We start from the raw sequence: 17,831 nt of genomic DNA, 5'->3' as shown, positions 1-17,831 counted from the left end.
CCTGAAGTATCAACGCTCGTCGAAGGACAAGGTGACACGTTCGGTGAGGGGGTGTGCCTGGCAGGTCAGGACGAACCCCGCGGCCACTTCATTCTTGTCGAGCGCGAAGTTGCGTTCCATGCGGACTTCCCCGTCCACGCACTTGGCGCGGCAGGTGCCGCACACGCCCGAGGTGCACGAGAACGGCACTTCCAGGCCCGCGGCCGAGGCCGCATCCAGGATGCTGGGCTGCCCTTCGGTGAAGGTGATCTCGCGCTGAAGGCCGTCGCGCACGATGGTGATGCGGGCCTGCTTGGCGTCGCCCGGCAGCGGCTCGTGCACCACGGCGCCCACTTGTGTGGCCGAGGGCAGGGCGACGCCGAAGCGCTCGATGTGGATGCGGTCTTCCGGCACGCCGGCCGCGAGCAGCGCGGCCTCGGCCTCGTCGTTCATCTGGAACGGGCCGCAGACATACACGTGGTCGATCTTCTTGGCCGGCACCACGGACTGCAAAAACTCGCCGATCTTCTCGCGGTTCATCACGCCGAAGCCCAGGGGCGAATCGGTGTGCTCGTCGGAGAACACGTGCAGCAGCACGAGGCGCGTCATGTAGCGGTTCTTCAGGTCCTCGATTTCTTCCTTGAACATCGTGGACTGCAATTGCCGGTTGCCGTAGATCAGCGTGAAGCGGCTCGCGGGTTCGCGCGCCAGCACCGTCTTCATGATGGAGAGGATCGGCGTGATGCCGCTGCCGCCCGCGATGCCCACGTGGTGCCGCGCCGAGGCCGGCTCGATCGGCACGAAGAAGCGGCCCTGCGGCGCCATCACCTGCAGCGTGTCGCCCGGCTGCAGGTTCGCGTTGATCCAGTTGGAGAACACGCCGCCGCGCACCTTGCGCACGCCCACGCGCAGCTCGCCGTCGTCCAGGCCCGCGCAGATCGAATAGGAGCGGCGCAGGTCCTGGCCGTCGATGTCGTGGCGCAGGGTGAGGTACTGGCCCTGCGTGAAGCCGAAGACTTCCTGCAGGTCGGCCGGCACTTCGAACGAGACGATGACGGCCTCGTGCGTGTCGGGCTCGATGGCCTTCACGCGAAGGGGGTGGAAAAGGGTACTCATGCCAGATGCTCAGGGTTGCCAGGCGTTTTTCCAGGGCTGCTGTGGAACCGGCTTTGCCGGGCCACTGGCAGCGCCCCCTTGAGGGGGGAGGAGAAGCGACACGAAGTGCGCGAAGCCTGGGGGTGGTTCTTCATATGGGCTTGAAGTGTTCGAAGGGTTCGCGGCAGGCCATGCAGCGGTAGAGCGCCTTGCAGGCCGTGGAGCCGAAGGCGGAAAGGCGCTCGGTGCGCTCGCTTGCGCAGCGCGGGCAGGCGATGCGTTCGCCCGCGATGCGCCCGAAGAGCTTGATCGGCATCGCGGTATTGGCGGCCGCTTCGGGCGTGAGGTGGGCCGGCGGCGCGATGCCGTAGGCCTTGAGCTTGGCGCGGCCCTCGTCGCTGATCCAGTCGCTGCTCCATGCGGGCGCGCGGCGCAGCGTGGCGCGTGCATGGCCCAGGCCCGCCTGCTCGATGGCGGCCAGCACGTCGTGCTCGATGGCTTCGGTCGCGGGGCAACCGGAGTAGGTCGGCGTGAGCACGATCTCCAGGCCGTCGTCGTGTTCGATCACTTCGCGCACGATGCCCAGGTCGCACACCGACACGGCCGGCACCTCGGGGTCGAGCACCGTGTGCAGCACGGCCCACGCCGCGTCGACGCGCGAGGCCATGTCGGTGTTCACCACACGCCTCCGGGGAAGCTGCGCTGCAGGTGCTGCATCTCGGTGAGGATGTAGCCCATGTGCTCGCTGTGCACGCCCTGCTTGCCGGTGCTGCGGAAGGCGGCTTCCTTCGGCATCGCGAGGCCGGCCGCATCGAGCACCTGCTGCATCTCGGCGAGCCAGGGTTCGCGCAGTTCGCTCCATGCCGGGCCGAGGCCGCTGGCGCTCGCGGCTTCGTCCACCGCATCGCTCTCGAACAGCTCCGGCACGTAGAGCCAGAGTTGCTTGAAGGCCTTTTCGGTGCGGCGGCGCGATTCGTCGGTGCCGTCGCCCAGGCGCACGACCCAGTCGGCCGAGTGCTGCTGGTGGTAGCGCGCTTCCTTCACGGCCTTGCCGGCGATGGCGGCCACTTCGGCGTCGCTCGATGCCGCGAGGCGCTGCCACAGCAGCTTGAGCAGCGTGGCGACCATGGTGTTGCGCACCACGGCGAAGGCGAAGTCGCCGCGCGGCAGCTCGACCAGCGTGAGGTTGAAGTAGTCGCGCTCGTTGCGCAGGTACGCGAGCTGGTCCTCGTCGTGCGCGCGGCCCTCGCCCTCGAGCTTGCCGGCGTGCGTGAGCAGGCCGCGGGCCTGGCCCACGAGGTCCAGGGCGATGTTGGCCATCGCGATGTCTTCTTCCAGCACGGGCGCATGGCCGCACCATTCGCCCAGGCGCTGCGCGAGCACGAGACACGTGTCGCCGATGCGCAGCAGGTATTGCACGGCGGGCGTGCGGTTCAGTTCGATCGATGCTTGCATGGTGTTGAATTCCTTTTGCGACTCCCGATCCGTTCGGCCTGAGCTTGTCGAAGGCTGGTGACCGGCTTCGACAAGCTCAGCCCGAACGGTTGGGGGCGAGCGTGTCTCGATCCGTTCATCCTGAGCTCGTCGAAGGGCGACAGGCTCAGCCCGAACGGCCGGGTGGGCATTACATGTGGTCGACCTGCTTGGGCAGCGCGTAGAAAGTCGGATGGCGGTAGACCTTGTCTTCGGCCGGATCGAAGTACATGCCCTTCTCGCCCGGATCGCTCGCCACGATCTGCTCGGAGCGCACCACCCAGATGCTGCTGCCTTCCTGGCGGCGCGTGTACACGTCGCGCGCCATCTGGATGGCCATCTTCGAATCGGCCGCGTGCAGGCTGCCGCAGTGCTTGTGGTCCAGGCCCGCCTTGCTGCGCACGAACACTTCCCACAGGGGCCACTCTTGCTTGGTCGTATCGGCGCTCATGCGGCCTCCTTCAATGGTTGCTTGTTGGCGTGGGCCATCGCGGCTTCGCGGACCCATTCGCCGTCTTCCCAGGCATCGACGCGCGCCTGCAGGCGCTCGCGGTTGCAGGGGCCGTCGCCGCCCACCACGCGCCAGAATTCGCTCCAGTCGATCGTGCCGAAGTCGTGCGCCTGGCGCTCCTCGTTCCACTTCAGGTCCGGATCGGGCAGGGTCACGCCGAGGATGGCGGCCTGCTCGACGGCCGCGTCGATGAACTTCTGGCGCAGCTCGTCGTTGCTGAAGCGCTTGATGCCCCAGCGCATCGACTGCGCCGAGTTGGGCGACTGGTCGTCCGGCGGGCCGAACATCATGATCGAGGGCCACCACCAGCGGTTGACCGCGTCCTGCACCATCGCCTTCTGCGCGTCGGTGCCGTGGGTCATCATGGTGAGCAGCGCCTCGTAGCCCTGGCGCTGGTGAAAGCTCTCCTCGCGGCAGATGCGGATCATGGCGCGCGCATACGGCGCGTACGAGCAGCGGCAGATCGGCACCTGGTTCATGATGGCCGCGCCATCGACCAGCCAGCCGATGGTGCCCATGTCGGCCCAGGTGAGCGTGGGGTAGTTGAAGATCGAGCTGTACTTGGCCTTGCCGCTGTGCAGCGCGTCGAACATCTGGTCGCGCGAGGTGCCCAGCGTCTCGGCGGCGGCGTACAGGTAGAGGCCGTGGCCGCCCTCGTCCTGCACCTTGGCCAGCAGGATGGCCTTGCGCTTCAACGTCGGCGCGCGGCTGATCCAGTTGCCCTCGGGCAGCATGCCGACGATCTCGGAGTGCGCGTGCTGGCTGATCTGGCGCACCAGCGTCTTGCGGTAGTGCTCGGGCATCCAGTCCTTGGCCTCGATGAAGTCGCCGGCATCGATCTGCGCGTCGAAGCGCTCCTCGAGCCGCATCTCGTCGGCCGAACGCACGGCCTTCTTGCCGTCGCCTGCGTCCTTGCCCATGGTGTCCATGGCTTGCGTGTACATCGTGGTTCTCCTTTGCGGGTGAATGGGTGTGTGCCGGGCTGCGGTCAGTAGCTCAGCTGCTTGGTCGATTCGGCGTGGCGGTCCACTTCGGCGGGCGTCAGCGCCTCGCTCTTGCAGCCGAAGTCCTTGAAAAGCGTCATCTGGTCGGCGTAGTGCGCCGACTTGCGGCCATCGGGCGCGACGAAGCCGCTCTGGCCGGGCGGCGCGGCGGTGCACAGCGTGACGCCGCGCGCACCGAGCACCACCTTGTCGTTCTGCGAGCCCCGGTTCATGAAGCTGGGCAGCGTGAGCAGCTCGTCGGCACCCGCCTGCGGCGCGCCGATGAAGTTGCTGGTGAGAAAGGCGTGCTTGACCACCGGCGTGCGCCACTTCGCGGTGTCCTTGCCGTAGCGCTTCTCCAGCGCGGCCATGGCCTCCGCGAGCGTGGTGCGCAGCACCGCGTTCCTGTCTTCGCCGTTGAAGAAGTCGTAGGTCTGCGGCACGCCGGCCTTCGCGCCGAGCAGCGCGTTGTAGACCAGCTTCATGCCGTTGCCGGGGCGGATGCTCGCCACCTGCGTGTCGCCCGCGTAGCCGTTGCCCGCATAGGCCGCGAACACCTCGGGCGGCAGGTCGTCGGCCAGCACCTTTTTGTAGAGGATGGGCAGCCAGTTCATCATCAGCGTGGTGGCGGGGCTGTCGTAGACGCCACGCTCGGCCGGGTCTTCGTTCAGCGCATTCCAGTCGGCCAGCATGCGGGCCGCGCGGCGTGCGGGGGCGAGGGCCGGCAGGTTGCGCGTGGCCTCGATGGCGAAGGGCACCATGTAGCGCGCGTTGGTGTCGGCGTAGGCGGTGGTGCGGTTGAGCGCCCACAGTTCCTCGGGCGTGAGCTTCGGCTTGGCTTCCAGGCGCGCGGTGAATTCGCGCACGCGGTCGACCACCGAGTAGTTGCCGCCGTCGCTCACCGCGCCCGGGGCGGACTGGTTGTTCCAGTTGGCCACGTAGCCCTGCGCCGGGTTGAAGGTCCTGGGGTCTTCGCTGAAGGGGCGGATGCCGAGCCATTCCATCGAGCCGTCGCCCAAGGCCGGCAGGCGGATGTCCTGCGTGGCCGGGCGGATCGGCAGGCGGCCGGGCGAGACATAGCCGATGTTGCCTTCGGTGTCCGCGTAGTACCAGTTGATGGTGATGGCCACGCGCGAGGCCTGTGCCAGCCACTGGTCCCAGTTCTTCGCCTGCATCGAGTGGATCCAGCCGAGCAGCGATTCGAGCTCGTAGCCGTCCCAGCTGCGCTTCATCGAATAGGCGGTGCCGTTGGGCAGGTCGAAGTTGGTGACGATGCCGTGCACGGTGGCGAACACGTCCACGCTCTGGTCGGGCTGGCCCTTGACCTTGATCACTTCGGTACGCCGGGTCATCGCGCGCATCGCGCCGTTGAACTGGTACTCGTGCGGGTTGGCCGGGTTGAGCTTCTCCTGGTACATGTCGTTCACGTCCAGCGGTCCGGCGGTGGCGCCCCAGGCGATCTTGCCGTTGGTGCCGAAGAGCACGACCGGGTGCGCGAACGGCGTGTTGCCCGTCACGTCGAAGCCGGCGCCGTGCAGGCCGATGCCGAACACGTAGGACGGGTTGAACCAGTTGAACTGCGGGCCGTTGATGAAGACGGTGCTGCCGTCGGTGGTCTTCGATGGGCCGGCGATCCAGAGGTTGCTGGCGATGGGGCGGGTCCACGGCTCGGCCACGCCGCGGCGGGCCGCGTCGATGTCGTTGCGCGCGACCAGCAGCTCGGGCGAGACGGGGGCCAGGCGGGCGATGGTGTCGTCGCCGGCCGGCTGCACGGCAGCAGCCTGCGCGCGGGTGCCGGTGCGCGGCACGGTGGTCGGCGCGAGCGGGTCTTCCACCCAGCGGATCTGGTCGAACAGCTGGCGGCCGGCGACGTCGCCGCGCGCCTTGCGCAGTTGCTCCAGGAGGCGCAGGTTGGCGACCTCGCTGCTCACGTTGGAGTAGCGGTTGGCCATGGTGCCGACCCAGATCATGGCCACGTCGTAGCCCGTCCAGTCGGCCTTCGGCTTGAACCCGGCGTCGGTGAACTGCTTGGGCAAGAGCGTCGCCTCGGCCGCGAGCACTTCGTTGACGCGCGCGTTGAAGCCCGCGGCATAGCCGTCGAAGATTGCCTTGTCGTCGGGCGACAGGCGCGCCATCTGCGCGCGGATGGAGGCGGGCGTGAAGCCGGCGCGGCTGCCCTTGTCGAGCGCGACGTAGGCCGGGCCCATCACTTCGGAGACCGTGCCGAGCACTGCGCGGCGGGCCATCTCCATCTGGAACAGGCGGTCTTCGGCGACTGCGTAGCCGAAGCCGTGGAACAGGCCGCGCACGTCGTTGGCATACACGTGCGGCACGCCGTAGGCGTCGCGCTTGATCGTGACCTTGCCGCCGGGCGCGGAAGTCGTGGCGGCGCAGCCGGCCAGCACGAGGGCGGCGCAGGCGAGGGCGATCGGTCGGAAATTCAATGTCATCGGTTGCGTTCTGTGGGAGGCGATGCGCTCAGCGCGGGCGCGTGTCGATCACGCGGCGGGCCTTGCCGGTCTGGGTGCGTTCCATCTCGTTGGGCGCGTGGACCACCACGCGCGTGGAGATGCCGATGAGCGTCTTCACGCGGTGCTGCACCCAATCGCCGATCGCGGTGCGGTCGGCCGAGGCGGCGTCGGCGGGGTTGAGCTCGCAGTGCACCTCGACCTCGTCGAGCTTGTCGGCACGGCTCACATGCACCTGGTAGAGGCCCGACAGCGCCTTGTGCGCGAGCACGATTTCTTCCACCTGCGTGGGGAAGACGTTGACGCCGCGGATGATCATCATGTCGTCGCTGCGCCCGACGATCTTGCCCATGCGGCGGAAGGCGCGCGAGGTGGGCGGCAAGAGGCGCGTGAGGTCGCGCGTGCGGTAGCGGATGATCGGCATCGCCTCTTTGCTGAGCGACGTGAAGACCAGCTCGCCCTCTTCGCCGTCGGCCTTCAGCTCGCCCGTTTCGGGGTCGATGATCTCGGGGTAGAAATGGTCTTCCCAGATCACCGGGCCGTCCTTGCTCTCGACGCATTCGCTCGCGACGCCCGGGCCCATCACTTCGGAGAGACCGTAGATGTCGACCGCGTCGATGCCGGCCTTGGCCTCGATGTCGCGGCGCATCGCCTCGGTCCATGGCTCGGCGCCGAAGATGCCGATCTTGAGAGAGCTGTCTTTCGCATCGAGGCCCTGGCGCTCGAACTGCTCGATGATCACCTGCATGTAGCTGGGCGTGACCATGATGATGTCGGGCTTGAAGTCCTGGATGAGCTGCACCTGCTTCTCGGTCTGGCCGCCGGACATCGGGATGACGGTGCAGCCCGCGCGCTCCGCGCCGTAGTGCGCGCCCAGGCCGCCGGTGAAGAGGCCGTAGCCGTAGGCCACGTGGATCATGTCGCCCGCGCGTCCGCCCGCGGCGCGGATCGAGCGCGCGACGAGGTCGGCCCAGGTGTCGATGTCGTTCTTCGTGTAGCCCACGACGGTCGGCTTGCCGGTGGTGCCCGACGATGCATGGATGCGCGCGACCTGCGTGCGCGGCACCGCGAACATGCCGAAGGGGTAGTTGTCGCGCAGGTCGGTCTTCACCGTGAACGGGAACTTCGACAGGTCGGCGAGCGACTTCAGGTCGTTCGGGTGCACGCCCTTGGCATCGAAGGCACGGCGGTAGTGCGGCACGTTGTCGTAGGCGCGCTGCAGCGTGGCGCGCAGGCGCGTGAGCTGCAGTGCGGTGATCTCGTCGCGGCTCGCGGTTTCGATGGCATCGAATTCGCCGGGGGCGGGGTGTCGGGCGGTCATGGTGATTTCGTCTCTTCGGTCTCTTCGGTCTTTTCAGGCGGGGACGGCGGGCCGGCCCTTGGCGGTGTACGAACGGCCGCGGAACATCGCGATGCGCTCGCCGCGCTGGTTGGTGATTTCGGTGTCGTACACGCCGGTGCGCCCGGCCTTGGAGACCTCGTGGCAGCGCGCGGTGAGCACGTCGCCTTCGCGCGCGGGGGCGATGAAGTCGATCGAGAAGCCCGAGGCCACCGTCAGCTCGTTGTACGAGTTGCAGGCGAAGGCGAAGGTCGAGTCGGCCAGCGTGGCCATGAAGCCGCCGTGGCAAGTGGCGTGGCCGTTGAGCATGTCGGGGCGCACCCGCATCTGGAGGGTGGCCTGGCCGGGGCCGACCTCCACGATGCGCATGTCCAGGCCCTTGGTGGCGTTGTCGTTGGCGAGCATGCCGTCGCGGACGTACTCGGCGGTCTGCTGCGGCGTGCGGATGGATTCAGTCATGTTCAGCGGTCCTTGAACACGGGCGCGCGCTTGGCGCGGAAGGCCTCGACGCCTTCGCGGTAGTCGTCGGCGTTGCCCATCTCGCGCTGCAGGCGGGCTTCTTCGGCGAGGGCGGCGTCCAGGTCCATGTCCTGCGCGGCGGCCATCGCCTGGCGCGTCGCGACGAGGGCGCGGGTCGGCATGGCGGCCAGCTTCGATGCGAGCGCGGCGGCCGCATCGGCCAGCGCCGCGTCGTCCACGCACTGCCAGATCAGGCCGATGCGCGCGGCTTCTTCGGCGGGGAGCTTGTCGCCCAGCAGCGCGATGCCCATTGCGCGCGCCGAGCCCACCAGGCGCGGCAGCAGCCACGTGCCGCCGGTGTCGGGCACGAGGCCGATCTTGGTGAAGGCCTGGATAAAGCTGGCCGAGCGGCCGGCCACCACGAGGTCGCAGCACAGCGCGAGGTTGGCGCCCGCTCCTGCTGCAACGCCGTTGACGGCTGCGACCACCGGCACCGGCATCGAGCGCAGGCGCGCGACGAGCGGGGCGTAGTAAGTGGAGATGACGTGGCCCAGGTCCTTGGGCGCAGCGCCGGGCGTGGGGTCCGGGGCGACCGAGGGATCGGCAAGGTCCTGCCCCGCGCAGAAGGCGCGGCCGGCGCCGGTGAGAACGACGCAGCGAACGCTGTCGTCACCGGCTGCGAGCTCCAGCGCGGCCATCAACTCGGCATGCATGTGCGTCGTGAAGCTGTTGAGCGCCGCGGGGCGGTTCAGGCTCAGCGTGCGGACCGCGCCAGCGTTGCTGGTGAGAACTAAAGGTTCTGACATGGGGTGTCTCTCATCCTTGTGTGGGTACGAATCGGCTCGCAAACACTATTGACCGACCGTTCGGTTGATTTTAGGATCGAGCTCAATCCCGACACAAGCGGGTTGATTCAGGGCAAACCCTGAGTTCCCAAAAAAAGGAGACCGACCGAATGCCCAGCTATTCCATCGACGGCGTGATTCCCGTCGTCGACCCGAGCGCCTACGTGCACCCGAGCGCGGTGCTGATCGGCGACGTGATCGTCGGCCCCCGCTGCTACGTCGGCCCCTGCGCGAGCCTGCGCGGCGACTTCGGCCGCATCGTTCTGGAGGAGGGCTCCAACGTGCAGGACCACTGCTGCATCCACGGCTTTCCCGACAACGACACGGTGGTGGAGGTCAACGGCCACATCGGCCACGGCGCGATCCTGCACAGCTGCATCGTGCGGCGCGATGCGCTGGTGGGCATGAACGCGGTGGTGATGGACGAGGCCGAGATCGGCGAGAAGGCCATCGTCGCGGCCTGCGCCTTCGTTCCGGCCGGCATGAAGGTGCCGGCGCGCTCGCTGGTCTCGGGCATTCCGGCGAAGGTGAAACGCGAGCTCACCGAAGAAGAGATCGCCTGGAAGCTCGAAGGCACGCATGTCTACCAGGCGCTCACGGTGCGCTGCCTCGAGAGCCTGCGCGAAGTGGCGCCGCTCGCGGCGGTGGAGGCCGGGCGCCCGCGCATGCCCGCCATCGACGTGCGCCCGCTCATCGCCACCAAGCGCGGCTGAACCGCGCCGCGCTTCATGCAAGATCGCGCGCTCCTCCCAACCGATTCATCCCAGGAACCCGACCGATGCCGCGTGGAAGATCCGCCACCTACGACGACCAGCGCGAGTTGATCCTCGCGCAGGCCGCCCAGCTGTTCGCGCGCCGGGGCTATCCCGCCACGTCGATGAACCAGGTGGCCGAGGCGTGCAACCTCTCCAAGGCCACGCTCTATCACTACTACAAGGACAAGAGCAGCCTGCTCATCAGCATCGCCGAGACGCACGTCTCCAAGCTCGCGGCGCTGGTGGCCGAGGAAGAGGCCTCGACGCACACCGACGAGCAGCGTCTTCGCCGCTTCATCTACCGCATCGTGGAGGAATACGCCGGCGCGCAGGACGCGCACCGCGTGCTGACCGACGACGTGCGCTTTCTCGACGACGAAGACCGCGAGCGCGTGCTCGACAAGGAGCGCGAGGTGGTCGCGGGCTTCGCGCGCGCGGTGTCGGCGCTGCGGCCCGGCGCGCCCAGCGACGACCTGGCCAAGCCGCTGACCATGCTGCTGTTCGGCATGATCAACTGGATGTTCACCTGGATGAAGCCGGGCGGAACGCTCGACCACGCGGCGATCGCGCCGATCGTGGCCGATCTGTTCCTGGGCGGCATCGGCGCTGTGAAGTCACCGGACTACGCGGCGATCGCGGCCGCGCAGGCCGCGATCGCTGATCGGGCCGATCAGGCCGTCTTCAAGTAGCGCGCTGCCGGCTTGCTGGTCTGCGAGGCGCCGAACAGCGTGGCGCCTGCATCGACGAAAGTCGCGAGCAGGGCCGCATCGTTCACCGACGGCAGGGTGATCGGCTCGCCAAGGTCGAGGCCGGCGAGGGCGGCGTCCACGCAGTCTTCGGCGGCCATGATCGTGCCTTCGGCCAGCGCCGACATCGGCACGCCCGAGAGTTCCCAGATGTCGGTGGCCGTCGCCGCTGGCAGCACCAGCTGCACCTTCACGCCGGTGCCCGCCACTTCGTCCTGCAGCCCGCGCGTGAACGCGACCACGAAGGCCTTGGTGCCGCTGTAGATGCTGCTGATCGGCAGCGTGTGGAAGCCCAGCACCGAGCCGATGTTCACCAGGGTGCCGCGGTCGCGCGCCTTGAAGGCGGCCAGCGCGGCGTGGCTCAGGTGCGCGAGGGCGTTGATGTTCACGTCCAGCATGCTTTGCAGCTGCGCGGTCGTGGTCTGCGCGACGGGCGCGAGCGTCGAGAGGCCGGCGTTGTTGACCAGCAGCGCGATCGACGCGTCGGTGGCGATGACCTGGGTCACGCGCGCGAGGTCGTCGGCCACGGCGAGGTCGGCCGCGAGCGCCTGCACCTTCACGCCGTACTTGGCGCGCAGGGCGGCCGCGACTTCTTCCAGCAGGTCGGCGCGGCGCGCCACCAGCACGAGGTCGTGGCCGCGGCGGGCCAGGCGGTCCGCGTAGATCTTGCCGAGGCCGGCCGAGGCGCCTGTGACGATGGCGGTGCCGAGGGTTGCTTGTTCGCTCATTTGGAATCCATTCAAGTTCAGTGGTGGTGGTGGGTTTCGGGATCGTGGATCAAAGCATGATGACCATCATGTTTGAAGTGGCGAAGCATGATGGTTATCATGCTTAACGTCAACCGCGGTTCTGAAGTACCCCGGAACAGAAAGAGGTCACATGCGATACCCAGCAGCGGAAACCGCCGAAAAGCACCAGAAGATCCTTGCCGAGGCCTCGCGCCTGTTCAAGGAGCGCGGCTTCGACGGCGTGAGCGTGAGCGAGATCATGAAAGCCACGGGCCTCACGCACGGCCCGTTCTACAACCACTTCGACTCGAAGGAGGCGCTGATGGCCGAGTGCATCACGCACTCCGGAGATGCCGCGCTCGCCGACCTCGATGCGGCCGGCGAAACGCCCGAAGGCATGCGCACCTATGTGCGCGACTACCTCAGTCCTGACCACCGCGACGGCCGTGCCGACGGCTGTCTCGTGGCCGCGTTCGCCGCGCACTCTGGCCAGCCGGGCAGCGAGCAGGGCGTGGGCGCGCCGCTCACGGCGTACCTGAAGTCGGTCATCGACCGGTTCGCGAAGAACTTCCCGTGGCGCTCGAAGAAGAACGCGAAGGGCGATGCGATCCGCATGCTCGCGTCGATGTACGGCGGCGTGGTGCTGGCCCGCGCCGTGGACGACGAGGCCCTGTCCGAAGAAATCCTGCGCGAAGTGCTCGCGGGCCTGCAGGCCGCGCCGAAGGCCTGAGCTAGAGGATGCGGTTGAACCAGAGCAGCGACAGCCCCGCCGACAGCAGCGTGAGCACCGCCGCGCCGAGCGCGAAGAGCGCCGAGATTTCCGTTTCCTTCTTCTCCACGGTGAGCTTGGAGCTGAGCGTTTCGTAGACCTTCTTCAGGTCGTTCGCGGTGCCCGCGTAGAAGTACTCGGCGTTGGTCTTGTTGGCCACGGCCTTGAGCGTTTCCTCGTCCAGCCGCACGCGCATCGACCAGCCTTCGAAGCCGATGGTCTCGCCATCGACCGTGCCCACGCCCACCGTGTAGATGCGCACGCCGCGGTCGGCCGCGGCCTTGGCCGCATCGAGCGGATCGACGCCGGTGGTGCGCTGGCCGTCGGTCAGCATGATGATCGCGGCCGAGGTGAAGGAGCCGGGCGCCACGGGGGTGAAATCCTTGAGCTTCTTGTCGGTCTGGTCGATCGGCGTTCCGCGCTGGCGGCTCGGTGCGCTGAACTGCTCGACGTCGATGCCCGCATCGGGGAACAGCGTGGCCAGCGACACCACGATGGCGTTGCCGGTGGCAGTCGCGCGCTGCAGCTGGAAGCTGTCGATGGCGGTCACCAGGTCGTCGTGGTTGGTGGTGGGCAGTTGCGCCACCTGCGCGCTGCCCGCGAAGGCGACGATGCCCACCTTCACGGTGCGCGGCAGGTCCTTGATGAAGCTCTTGGCCGCCTCCTGCGCCGCCACCAGCCGGTTGGGCAGCACGTCGGCTGCGCGCATGCTGCCCGAGACGTCCATCGCGAGAATGATGGTCTGCTGGTTCGAGGGCAGCATCACCACGGCCATCGGCCGCGCCGCGGCCACCAGCATCGCGGCCATGGCCAGCAGGAACAGCAGGGGCGGCACATGGCGCCTGAAGCTCTGCCCCGCGCCCATGGCCTCGCGCACGATCGAGAGGCTCGCGTAGCGCACCGCGAGCTTCTTCTTGCGGCGGATCAGCCAGACATAGAGCAACACCAAAAGCGGCAACGCCGCCAGCAGCCAGAGGAATTGAGGCCAGAGAAAAGTCATGCTGCCACCGCCTTCACGTTGCCCGAACCCGAACTTGCATTGATGCGTGTGCGGCGCTTGCGCAGGTCGGCAAAACGAACGATGGCTTCCACCAGGTCGTCGCTGGTCGAAAGCTCCAGGGCATCGACGCCGGCCTTGGCGAGCGAGGCGCGCAGCGTCGCCTCGCGCTCGGCGGCCAGGCGCGCAAAGCGCTTGCGAAAGCCTGCATCGTGCGTGTCGACCCAGAGCTGCTCGCCGGTCTCGGCATCGCGCAGCGGCACGAGGCCGAGATCCGGCAGTTCGAGTTCGAGCGGATCGAAGAGGCGCACCGCGATCACCTCGTGCCGCTGCACCAACTGGCCGAGCGGGCGCTCCCAGCCGGGTTCGCTCAGGAAGTCGGACACCACGAAGACGGTGGAGCGGCGCGGCATCAGCGTGGCGGCGGATTTCAGCAGGTCGTCCAGACGGGTCATTCCTTTCTGCGCGGGGCCGTCCGCCTTGTCGGCGCGGCGCTCCATTGAATGCAGCAGGTGCAGCACGTGGCGCCGGCCGCTGCGCGGTGGAATCACCGCTTCCAGGTCGTTGCCGTAGACCAGCGCGCCGACCCGGTTGCCGTGCCGCGTGAGGAGCCGCGCGAGCACGCCGACAAAGCCGGCCGAGATCTCGCGCTTGGCTTTCAGGCCCGAGCCGAAATCGACCGAGCGGCTGAGATCCAGCACGAACCAGGCGGCCATCTCGCGGTCTTCGGTGAAGACGCGCACGTGCGGCGTCTGCAGCCGGGCGGTGACGTTCCAGTCGATGTGGCGCACGTCGTCGTGGTGCTGGTATTCGCGCAGGTCCGCGAGGTCCAGGCCGCTGCCGCGCATGAGCGTGCGGTAGTCGCCCTGCAGCAGGCCATCGAGGCGGCGGATGACGGTCCATTCGAGCCGGCGCAGCGCGCGCTCGGCTCCGCCGGCCACAGCCGATTCGGCTGCAAGCCGTTCGTCGTTCGCGGCCGCGGGGGCCTTACGCCACCAGCTTTTCATGTTCCAAAGGTTTGGGTGGTGCGGGAATGGCCCGCATGATCTTCTCGATCAGGCTGTCGGGCGTCAGGCCTTCGGACAACCCTTCGTAGGAAAGCGTCACGCGATGGCGCAGCACGTCGGCCACCAGCGCGGTCATGTCCTCGGGCAGCGCGTAGCTGCGTCCGCGCAGCAGTGCGAGGGCGCGCGCGCCCTCGGTGAGGCTGATGCTGGCGCGCGGGCTCGCGCCGAAGGTGATGAAGCGGCGCATGTCCTTCAGGCCGTGCTTCTCGGGCGTGCGGGTGGCCGAGACGAGCTTCACCGCGTACTGGATCAGCGAAGGATCGACGTACACGCGCCGCGCCTCCGCCTGCAGCGCCGCGAGCTGCTCGGTGGTGGCGACCGGGCTGGCCTCCACCGGCGGGCCGATCACGCGCTGGACGATGACGAACTCTTCCTCGTCGCTTGGGTAATCGACCAGCACCTTCATCATGAAGCGGTCGACCTGCGCCTCGGGCAGCGGGTAGGTGCCTTCGGTCTCGATGGGGTTCTGCGTCGCCATCACGAGGAAGGGGCGCGGCACCTTGTGCGTCTCGCCGGCAATGGTGACCTGGCGCTCCTGCATCACTTCGAGCAGCGCGCTCTGCACCTTGGCCGGTGCGCGGTTGATTTCGTCGGCCAAGAGCAGGTTGGCGAACACCGGGCCCAGCGAAGTGCTGAATTCGCCCGTCTTCTGGTTGTAGATGCGCGTGCCCACCAGGTCGGCAGGCACCAGGTCGGGCGTGAACTGGATGCGCTTGAAATGGCCGCGCACGGTGTCGGCCAGCGTCTTGATGGTGAGCGTCTTGGCCAGGCCCGGCACGCCTTCGACCAAGAGGTGCCCGCCCGCAAGCATCGCGACCATCACGCGCTCGAGAAATCGGTCCTGCCCCACGACCACGCGCTTGACCTCGTAGAGGATCTGCTCCATCAGCTCGGCGGTGGCGGGCGCCGTGGAGAAGCTGGAGGTGGTCGGGGTGGTCGGGTTCTCTGTGCTCATGCGAAGGGCTTTCGAAGGAAATCAGAAAAATCGGAACGGCGGCGAACCTGCAAATCAGAAGGGCGGCGATCCCGCCGCGGAGGCCGCGTTCTCGATGGGCACCGCGAAGCCGATGCCGATGAAGGTGCGCTGCTGCGTGGGGTTCAAGATGGCGGTGACGATGCCCAGCACCTCGCCGTCCATGTTGATGAGCGGGCCGCCCGAATTGCCGGGGTTGGCGGCCGCATCGAACTGGATCAGGTTGCCCAGTTCCTGCTTGCCCTCGGGCGAGCGGAACGAGCGCTTCAGGCCCGACACCACGCCGGCCGACACCGACGGCCCGATGCCGAACGGAAAGCCCACGGCGGCCACCTGGTCGCCGGGGCGCAGGTCGGCGGTGGAGCGCATCGCGGCGGGAATCAGGTCGTCGGGAATCTTCTGCGCCTGCAGCACCGCCAGGTCGTTCTCGGGCTGCACGCCGGTGATGACGGCCACGGCTTCCAGCCCATCGGCGAAGGTGACCTTGATCTTCTCGGAGCCGGCCACGACGTGCAGGTTGGTGAGGATCACGCCCTTGTCGACGATCACCACGCCGGTGCCCACGCCGCGCTCGACTTCGCCGGGCGCCGCGCCGTCCAGCGGCGCTTCGGGCGGCTTGCCCTTGGCCATGTTGCGGCCGCGCTTCTGGGTCTTGGCTTCGGGCGTGGCCTTCTCCGGGCCGTAGCTCACCACGCGAACGACCGAGGGGCGAATGATGTCGGCGGCCTTGGCGGCGGGCGAGGGGAGGGTGGCGGTCTGCATCGTGCGCAGCACGGCCGCGTCGATGTCTTTCTGCGTGATCGCCTTGCCCTGGCGCGGCCACCACACGGTGCCGCCGGTGACCAGCGCGGCGCACAGCACGAGGAGGAGGGCGAAGCTCTTGCGTCCGGGCTGCCAGCCGGTCTGACCATGAGCGGTCGGCGGCTGCATGGCGCCACCTGCGCCTGCCGTGTCCGGCGATGCCGCGGCATCCGCCAGATCGGCCGCTTGTTCTGCGGCCGGCGGCGGCGTGCGGGGCGAACGGCTGTAGAAAGCGGGCCTGCGCATCGGAGAACCTCCGGCAAAAAAAGACGCGTGAAGGAGTTCACAGTAGCACGCTTTCCGCGCCTGCGCATCCCTTCGGGCATCATCGCGCGATGGCTTCGTTTGTCGATACCCACTGCCACCTGGACGCGCCCGAATTCGGTGCGGAGATGCCGCAGATCCGCGCCCGCGCCGCGGCCCGAGGGGTTTCCCTGTGCGTGATTCCGGCCGTGGCCGTCTTCAACTTCGCCGCCGTGCGGGAGCTCGCCCACAGGCAGGGCGATGCCTACGCCCTGGGTATCCACCCACTTTGCACGGGCCAGGCGGAGGATGCCGACCTCGAGGTGCTCGACGCGGAACTGACCGCGCGGCAGGGCGATCCGCGGCTCGTGGCGGTCGGCGAGATCGGCCTGGACTACTTCGTCGACGGCCTCGATGGCCCCAAGCAGGAGCGTTTTTTTCACACTCAGTTGCAACTGGCACGCAAGCACGGGTTACCCGTGCTCATCCACGTGCGGCGTTCGGTCGACAAGGTGCTCAAGCACCTGCGGCAGACCGCGGGCGGGCGGCCATGGCAGGGCATTGCGCATGCGTTCAACGGCAGCGAGCAGCAGGCCAACGCCTGCATCGCACTGGGCCTTCGGCTGGGCTTCGGCGGCGCGGTGACCTTCGAGCGCGCATTGCAATTGCGGCGGCTCGCGACCACGTTGCCGCTCGATGCGATCGTGATGGAAACCGACGCGCCCGACATCCAGCCGCACTGGCTCTACCGCACGCAGGCGCAGCGCGACGCGGGCGAAGCGCAGGGGCGCAACGACCCCGGCGAGCTGCCGCGCATCGCGGAAGTGGTGGCCGGATTGCGCGGCATCGGCATCGATGCGCTGGCCGCAGCCACCACCCGGAATGCGGTCCGGACGCTGCCGAAGCTCGAAAGTCTGATGGCCTTGTCGGCGCGGGCGCCGCACCCCGCGTAGGCCAATGTCCCGAGTTGCGGCGGGGGCGGCATGGGGCGAGTTTTTGCTGTCATCCTTGAAGTTCGAAGTGGCGTTGCTTGCACAGTGGCAAGTCCGTCACTCCAACACTTCACTCAAAAAGGAGTCTTCCATGACCACATCTTTCGTTCGCACCATGCCCGTCGTGCTCGCCCTGGCGCTCGCCTCCATCGGTGTGTCCGCCGTGGCACAGACCGCAGCCCCCGCAACGGCCGAGCCCACCACCACCGAGAAGGTGAAGGAAACCGGCAAGGACGCCGTGGACGCCACCAAGCGCACCACCAAGAAGGCCGTGAACGCCACCGAAAACGGCGCCGAGAAGGCCTGGGACGCCACCAAGAGCACCACCAAGAAGGCCGCCAATGCCACCGAGCGCGGCACCAAGAAGGCCTGGAGCGCGACCAAGAACACCACCAAGAAGGCGACCAACGCCACCAAGAACGCGGCCGCCAAGACCGGCGACGCCGTGGAAACCGCCGGCCACAAGACGGCCGACGGCATGCGCAGCACCGGCGCGGCCATCGGCGAGAAGATCCCCGGCACCGCCGAGAACGAAGCCGCCAAGAAGTAAGTCTGGGCTTCGGTCCGCGCTCTCTCGAAAAAACCCGCTTCGGCGGGTTTTTTCATGG

The 17,831-nt window shown here is 68.0% G+C and carries 19 protein-coding genes; 5 read left to right on the top strand and 14 right to left on the bottom strand.

Annotated features, from left to right (window positions below; genetic code table 11):
- Positions 1-9: 9 nt before the first annotated feature.
- The 9 genes from paaE to JC881_RS11715 form a co-directional block, all read right to left on the bottom strand.
- Entirely contained in the window at positions 10-1,095 is a 1,086-nt protein-coding gene (gene paaE / locus JC881_RS11755; protein WP_198785884.1) for a 1,2-phenylacetyl-CoA epoxidase subunit PaaE, read from the bottom strand.
- A gap of 130 nt (positions 1,096-1,225) precedes the next feature.
- Positions 1,226-1,741 carry a 1,2-phenylacetyl-CoA epoxidase subunit PaaD gene (gene paaD, locus JC881_RS11750; protein WP_198785906.1) on the bottom strand — a complete coding sequence of 172 codons (516 nt, stop codon included), beginning with the start codon at positions 1,739-1,741 and terminating at the stop codon, positions 1,226-1,228.
- 8 nt (positions 1,742-1,749) lie between these two features.
- The gene (gene paaC / locus JC881_RS11745) at positions 1,750-2,529 is read right to left on the bottom strand and encodes a 1,2-phenylacetyl-CoA epoxidase subunit PaaC (RefSeq protein ID WP_198785883.1); all 780 of its coding nucleotides are present in this window, start codon (positions 2,527-2,529) and stop codon (positions 1,750-1,752) included.
- 169 nt (positions 2,530-2,698) lie between these two features.
- A complete protein-coding gene (gene paaB, locus JC881_RS11740) occupies positions 2,699-2,998 on the bottom strand; it encodes a 1,2-phenylacetyl-CoA epoxidase subunit PaaB (RefSeq protein WP_198785882.1) in 300 nt (99 codons plus the stop codon).
- The gene (paaA, locus tag JC881_RS11735; RefSeq protein ID WP_198785881.1) at positions 2,995-4,002 is read right to left on the bottom strand and encodes a 1,2-phenylacetyl-CoA epoxidase subunit PaaA; all 1,008 of its coding nucleotides are present in this window, start codon (positions 4,000-4,002) and stop codon (positions 2,995-2,997) included. Before paaA ends, paaB begins: the two co-directional genes overlap by 4 nt.
- Before the next feature lie 44 nt (positions 4,003-4,046).
- Positions 4,047-6,491, bottom strand: a complete 2,445-nt coding sequence (locus JC881_RS11730) for a penicillin acylase family protein (RefSeq protein WP_198785880.1) — start codon at positions 6,489-6,491, stop codon at positions 4,047-4,049.
- Positions 6,492-6,519: 28 nt separating this feature from the next.
- Positions 6,520-7,830, bottom strand: coding sequence for a phenylacetate--CoA ligase PaaK (gene paaK, locus JC881_RS11725; RefSeq protein ID WP_198785879.1), 1,311 nt, complete (start codon positions 7,828-7,830; stop codon positions 6,520-6,522).
- 33 nt (positions 7,831-7,863) lie between these two features.
- On the bottom strand, positions 7,864-8,307 hold the full coding sequence (paaI, locus tag JC881_RS11720) for a hydroxyphenylacetyl-CoA thioesterase PaaI (RefSeq protein WP_198785878.1): 444 nt from the start codon (positions 8,305-8,307) through the stop codon (positions 7,864-7,866).
- A gap of 2 nt (positions 8,308-8,309) precedes the next feature.
- On the bottom strand, positions 8,310-9,113 hold the full coding sequence (locus JC881_RS11715; RefSeq protein WP_198785877.1) for an enoyl-CoA hydratase-related protein: 804 nt from the start codon (positions 9,111-9,113) through the stop codon (positions 8,310-8,312).
- A gap of 149 nt (positions 9,114-9,262) precedes the next feature.
- Here JC881_RS11715 and paaY point away from each other — a divergent pair, with 149 nt between their 5' ends.
- Together paaY and JC881_RS11705 are read left to right on the top strand one after the other, a co-directional pair.
- Complete coding sequence (gene paaY, locus JC881_RS11710) at positions 9,263-9,865, top strand: phenylacetic acid degradation protein PaaY (protein WP_198785876.1); 603 nt, start codon at positions 9,263-9,265, stop codon at positions 9,863-9,865.
- Between the two features lie 65 nt (positions 9,866-9,930).
- Positions 9,931-10,596, top strand: a complete 666-nt coding sequence (locus tag JC881_RS11705) for a TetR/AcrR family transcriptional regulator (protein WP_198785875.1) — start codon at positions 9,931-9,933, stop codon at positions 10,594-10,596.
- Here JC881_RS11705 and JC881_RS11700 read toward each other — a convergent pair.
- Positions 10,578-11,381 (bottom strand): SDR family NAD(P)-dependent oxidoreductase, encoded by an 804-nt coding sequence (locus JC881_RS11700; RefSeq protein ID WP_198785874.1) that lies wholly within the window; start codon positions 11,379-11,381, stop codon positions 10,578-10,580. The two genes, JC881_RS11705 and JC881_RS11700, sit on opposite strands and share 19 nt — an antisense overlap.
- A gap of 151 nt (positions 11,382-11,532) precedes the next feature.
- Between JC881_RS11700 and JC881_RS11695 the strand changes: the two genes are divergently transcribed.
- A complete protein-coding gene (locus JC881_RS11695; protein ID WP_198785873.1) occupies positions 11,533-12,111 on the top strand; it encodes a TetR/AcrR family transcriptional regulator in 579 nt (192 codons plus the stop codon).
- Between the two features lies 1 nt (position 12,112).
- Here the strand turns inward: JC881_RS11695 and JC881_RS11690 are convergent, their stop codons facing one another.
- The 4 genes from JC881_RS11690 to JC881_RS11675 are packed head-to-tail and all read right to left on the bottom strand — an operon-like array spanning position 12,113 to position 16,234.
- A complete protein-coding gene (locus JC881_RS11690; RefSeq protein WP_198785872.1) occupies positions 12,113-13,150 on the bottom strand; it encodes a VWA domain-containing protein in 1,038 nt (345 codons plus the stop codon).
- Positions 13,147-14,154, bottom strand: a complete 1,008-nt coding sequence (locus tag JC881_RS11685) for a DUF58 domain-containing protein (protein WP_198785871.1) — start codon at positions 14,152-14,154, stop codon at positions 13,147-13,149. The genes JC881_RS11690 and JC881_RS11685 overlap by 4 nt, the downstream gene beginning before the upstream one ends.
- Complete coding sequence (locus JC881_RS11680) at positions 14,135-15,169, bottom strand: AAA family ATPase (RefSeq protein WP_198785870.1); 1,035 nt, start codon at positions 15,167-15,169, stop codon at positions 14,135-14,137. The genes JC881_RS11685 and JC881_RS11680 overlap by 20 nt, the downstream gene beginning before the upstream one ends.
- Before the next feature lie 54 nt (positions 15,170-15,223).
- Positions 15,224-16,234, bottom strand: coding sequence for a S1C family serine protease (locus JC881_RS11675; protein ID WP_198785869.1), 1,011 nt, complete (start codon positions 16,232-16,234; stop codon positions 15,224-15,226).
- Positions 16,235-16,323: 89 nt separating this feature from the next.
- Between JC881_RS11675 and JC881_RS11670 the strand changes: the two genes are divergently transcribed.
- Together JC881_RS11670 and JC881_RS11665 are read left to right on the top strand one after the other, a co-directional pair.
- A complete protein-coding gene (locus JC881_RS11670) occupies positions 16,324-17,184 on the top strand; it encodes a TatD family hydrolase (protein WP_198785868.1) in 861 nt (286 codons plus the stop codon).
- Between the two features lie 130 nt (positions 17,185-17,314).
- Positions 17,315-17,773: a hypothetical protein gene (locus JC881_RS11665; RefSeq protein WP_198785867.1), complete on the top strand. Its 459-nt coding sequence runs from the start codon at positions 17,315-17,317 to the stop codon at positions 17,771-17,773.
- Positions 17,774-17,831 lie beyond the last annotated feature (58 nt).

Origin of the sequence: Variovorax sp. IB41, from assembly GCF_016405905.1 — a bacterium.
Taxonomy (GTDB): domain Bacteria; phylum Pseudomonadota; class Gammaproteobacteria; order Burkholderiales; family Burkholderiaceae_C; genus Variovorax.
This window is presented reverse-complemented; position numbering and strand designations above follow the sequence as displayed.

Bases quoted from the DNA above. Each gene is read 5' to 3' on its own strand.
- paaB (WP_198785882.1), bottom strand. From the start codon at position 2,998: ATGAGCGCCGATACGACCAAGCAAGAGTGGCCCCTGTGGGAAGTGTTC.
- JC881_RS11665 (WP_198785867.1), top strand. From the start codon at position 17,315: ATGACCACATCTTTCGTTCGCACCATGCCCGTCGTGCTCGCCCTGGCG.
- paaC (WP_198785883.1), bottom strand. From the start codon at position 2,529: ATGCAAGCATCGATCGAACTGAACCGCACGCCCGCCGTGCAATACCTG.
- JC881_RS11730 (WP_198785880.1), bottom strand. From the start codon at position 6,491: ATGACATTGAATTTCCGACCGATCGCCCTCGCCTGCGCCGCCCTCGTG.
- JC881_RS11685 (WP_198785871.1), bottom strand. From the start codon at position 14,154: ATGAAAAGCTGGTGGCGTAAGGCCCCCGCGGCCGCGAACGACGAACGG.
- JC881_RS11695 (WP_198785873.1), top strand. From the start codon at position 11,533: ATGCGATACCCAGCAGCGGAAACCGCCGAAAAGCACCAGAAGATCCTT.
- paaE (WP_198785884.1), bottom strand. From the start codon at position 1,095: ATGAGTACCCTTTTCCACCCCCTTCGCGTGAAGGCCATCGAGCCCGAC.
- paaD (WP_198785906.1), bottom strand. From the start codon at position 1,741: ATGGCCTCGCGCGTCGACGCGGCGTGGGCCGTGCTGCACACGGTGCTC.
- JC881_RS11680 (WP_198785870.1), bottom strand. From the start codon at position 15,169: ATGAGCACAGAGAACCCGACCACCCCGACCACCTCCAGCTTCTCCACG.
- paaK (WP_198785879.1), bottom strand. From the start codon at position 7,830: ATGACCGCCCGACACCCCGCCCCCGGCGAATTCGATGCCATCGAAACC.
- paaI (WP_198785878.1), bottom strand. From the start codon at position 8,307: ATGACTGAATCCATCCGCACGCCGCAGCAGACCGCCGAGTACGTCCGC.
- JC881_RS11690 (WP_198785872.1), bottom strand. From the start codon at position 13,150: ATGACTTTTCTCTGGCCTCAATTCCTCTGGCTGCTGGCGGCGTTGCCG.
- JC881_RS11705 (WP_198785875.1), top strand. From the start codon at position 9,931: ATGCCGCGTGGAAGATCCGCCACCTACGACGACCAGCGCGAGTTGATC.
- JC881_RS11675 (WP_198785869.1), bottom strand. From the start codon at position 16,234: ATGCGCAGGCCCGCTTTCTACAGCCGTTCGCCCCGCACGCCGCCGCCG.
- paaA (WP_198785881.1), bottom strand. From the start codon at position 4,002: ATGTACACGCAAGCCATGGACACCATGGGCAAGGACGCAGGCGACGGC.
- paaY (WP_198785876.1), top strand. From the start codon at position 9,263: ATGCCCAGCTATTCCATCGACGGCGTGATTCCCGTCGTCGACCCGAGC.
- JC881_RS11670 (WP_198785868.1), top strand. From the start codon at position 16,324: ATGGCTTCGTTTGTCGATACCCACTGCCACCTGGACGCGCCCGAATTC.
- JC881_RS11715 (WP_198785877.1), bottom strand. From the start codon at position 9,113: ATGTCAGAACCTTTAGTTCTCACCAGCAACGCTGGCGCGGTCCGCACG.
- JC881_RS11700 (WP_198785874.1), bottom strand. From the start codon at position 11,381: ATGAGCGAACAAGCAACCCTCGGCACCGCCATCGTCACAGGCGCCTCG.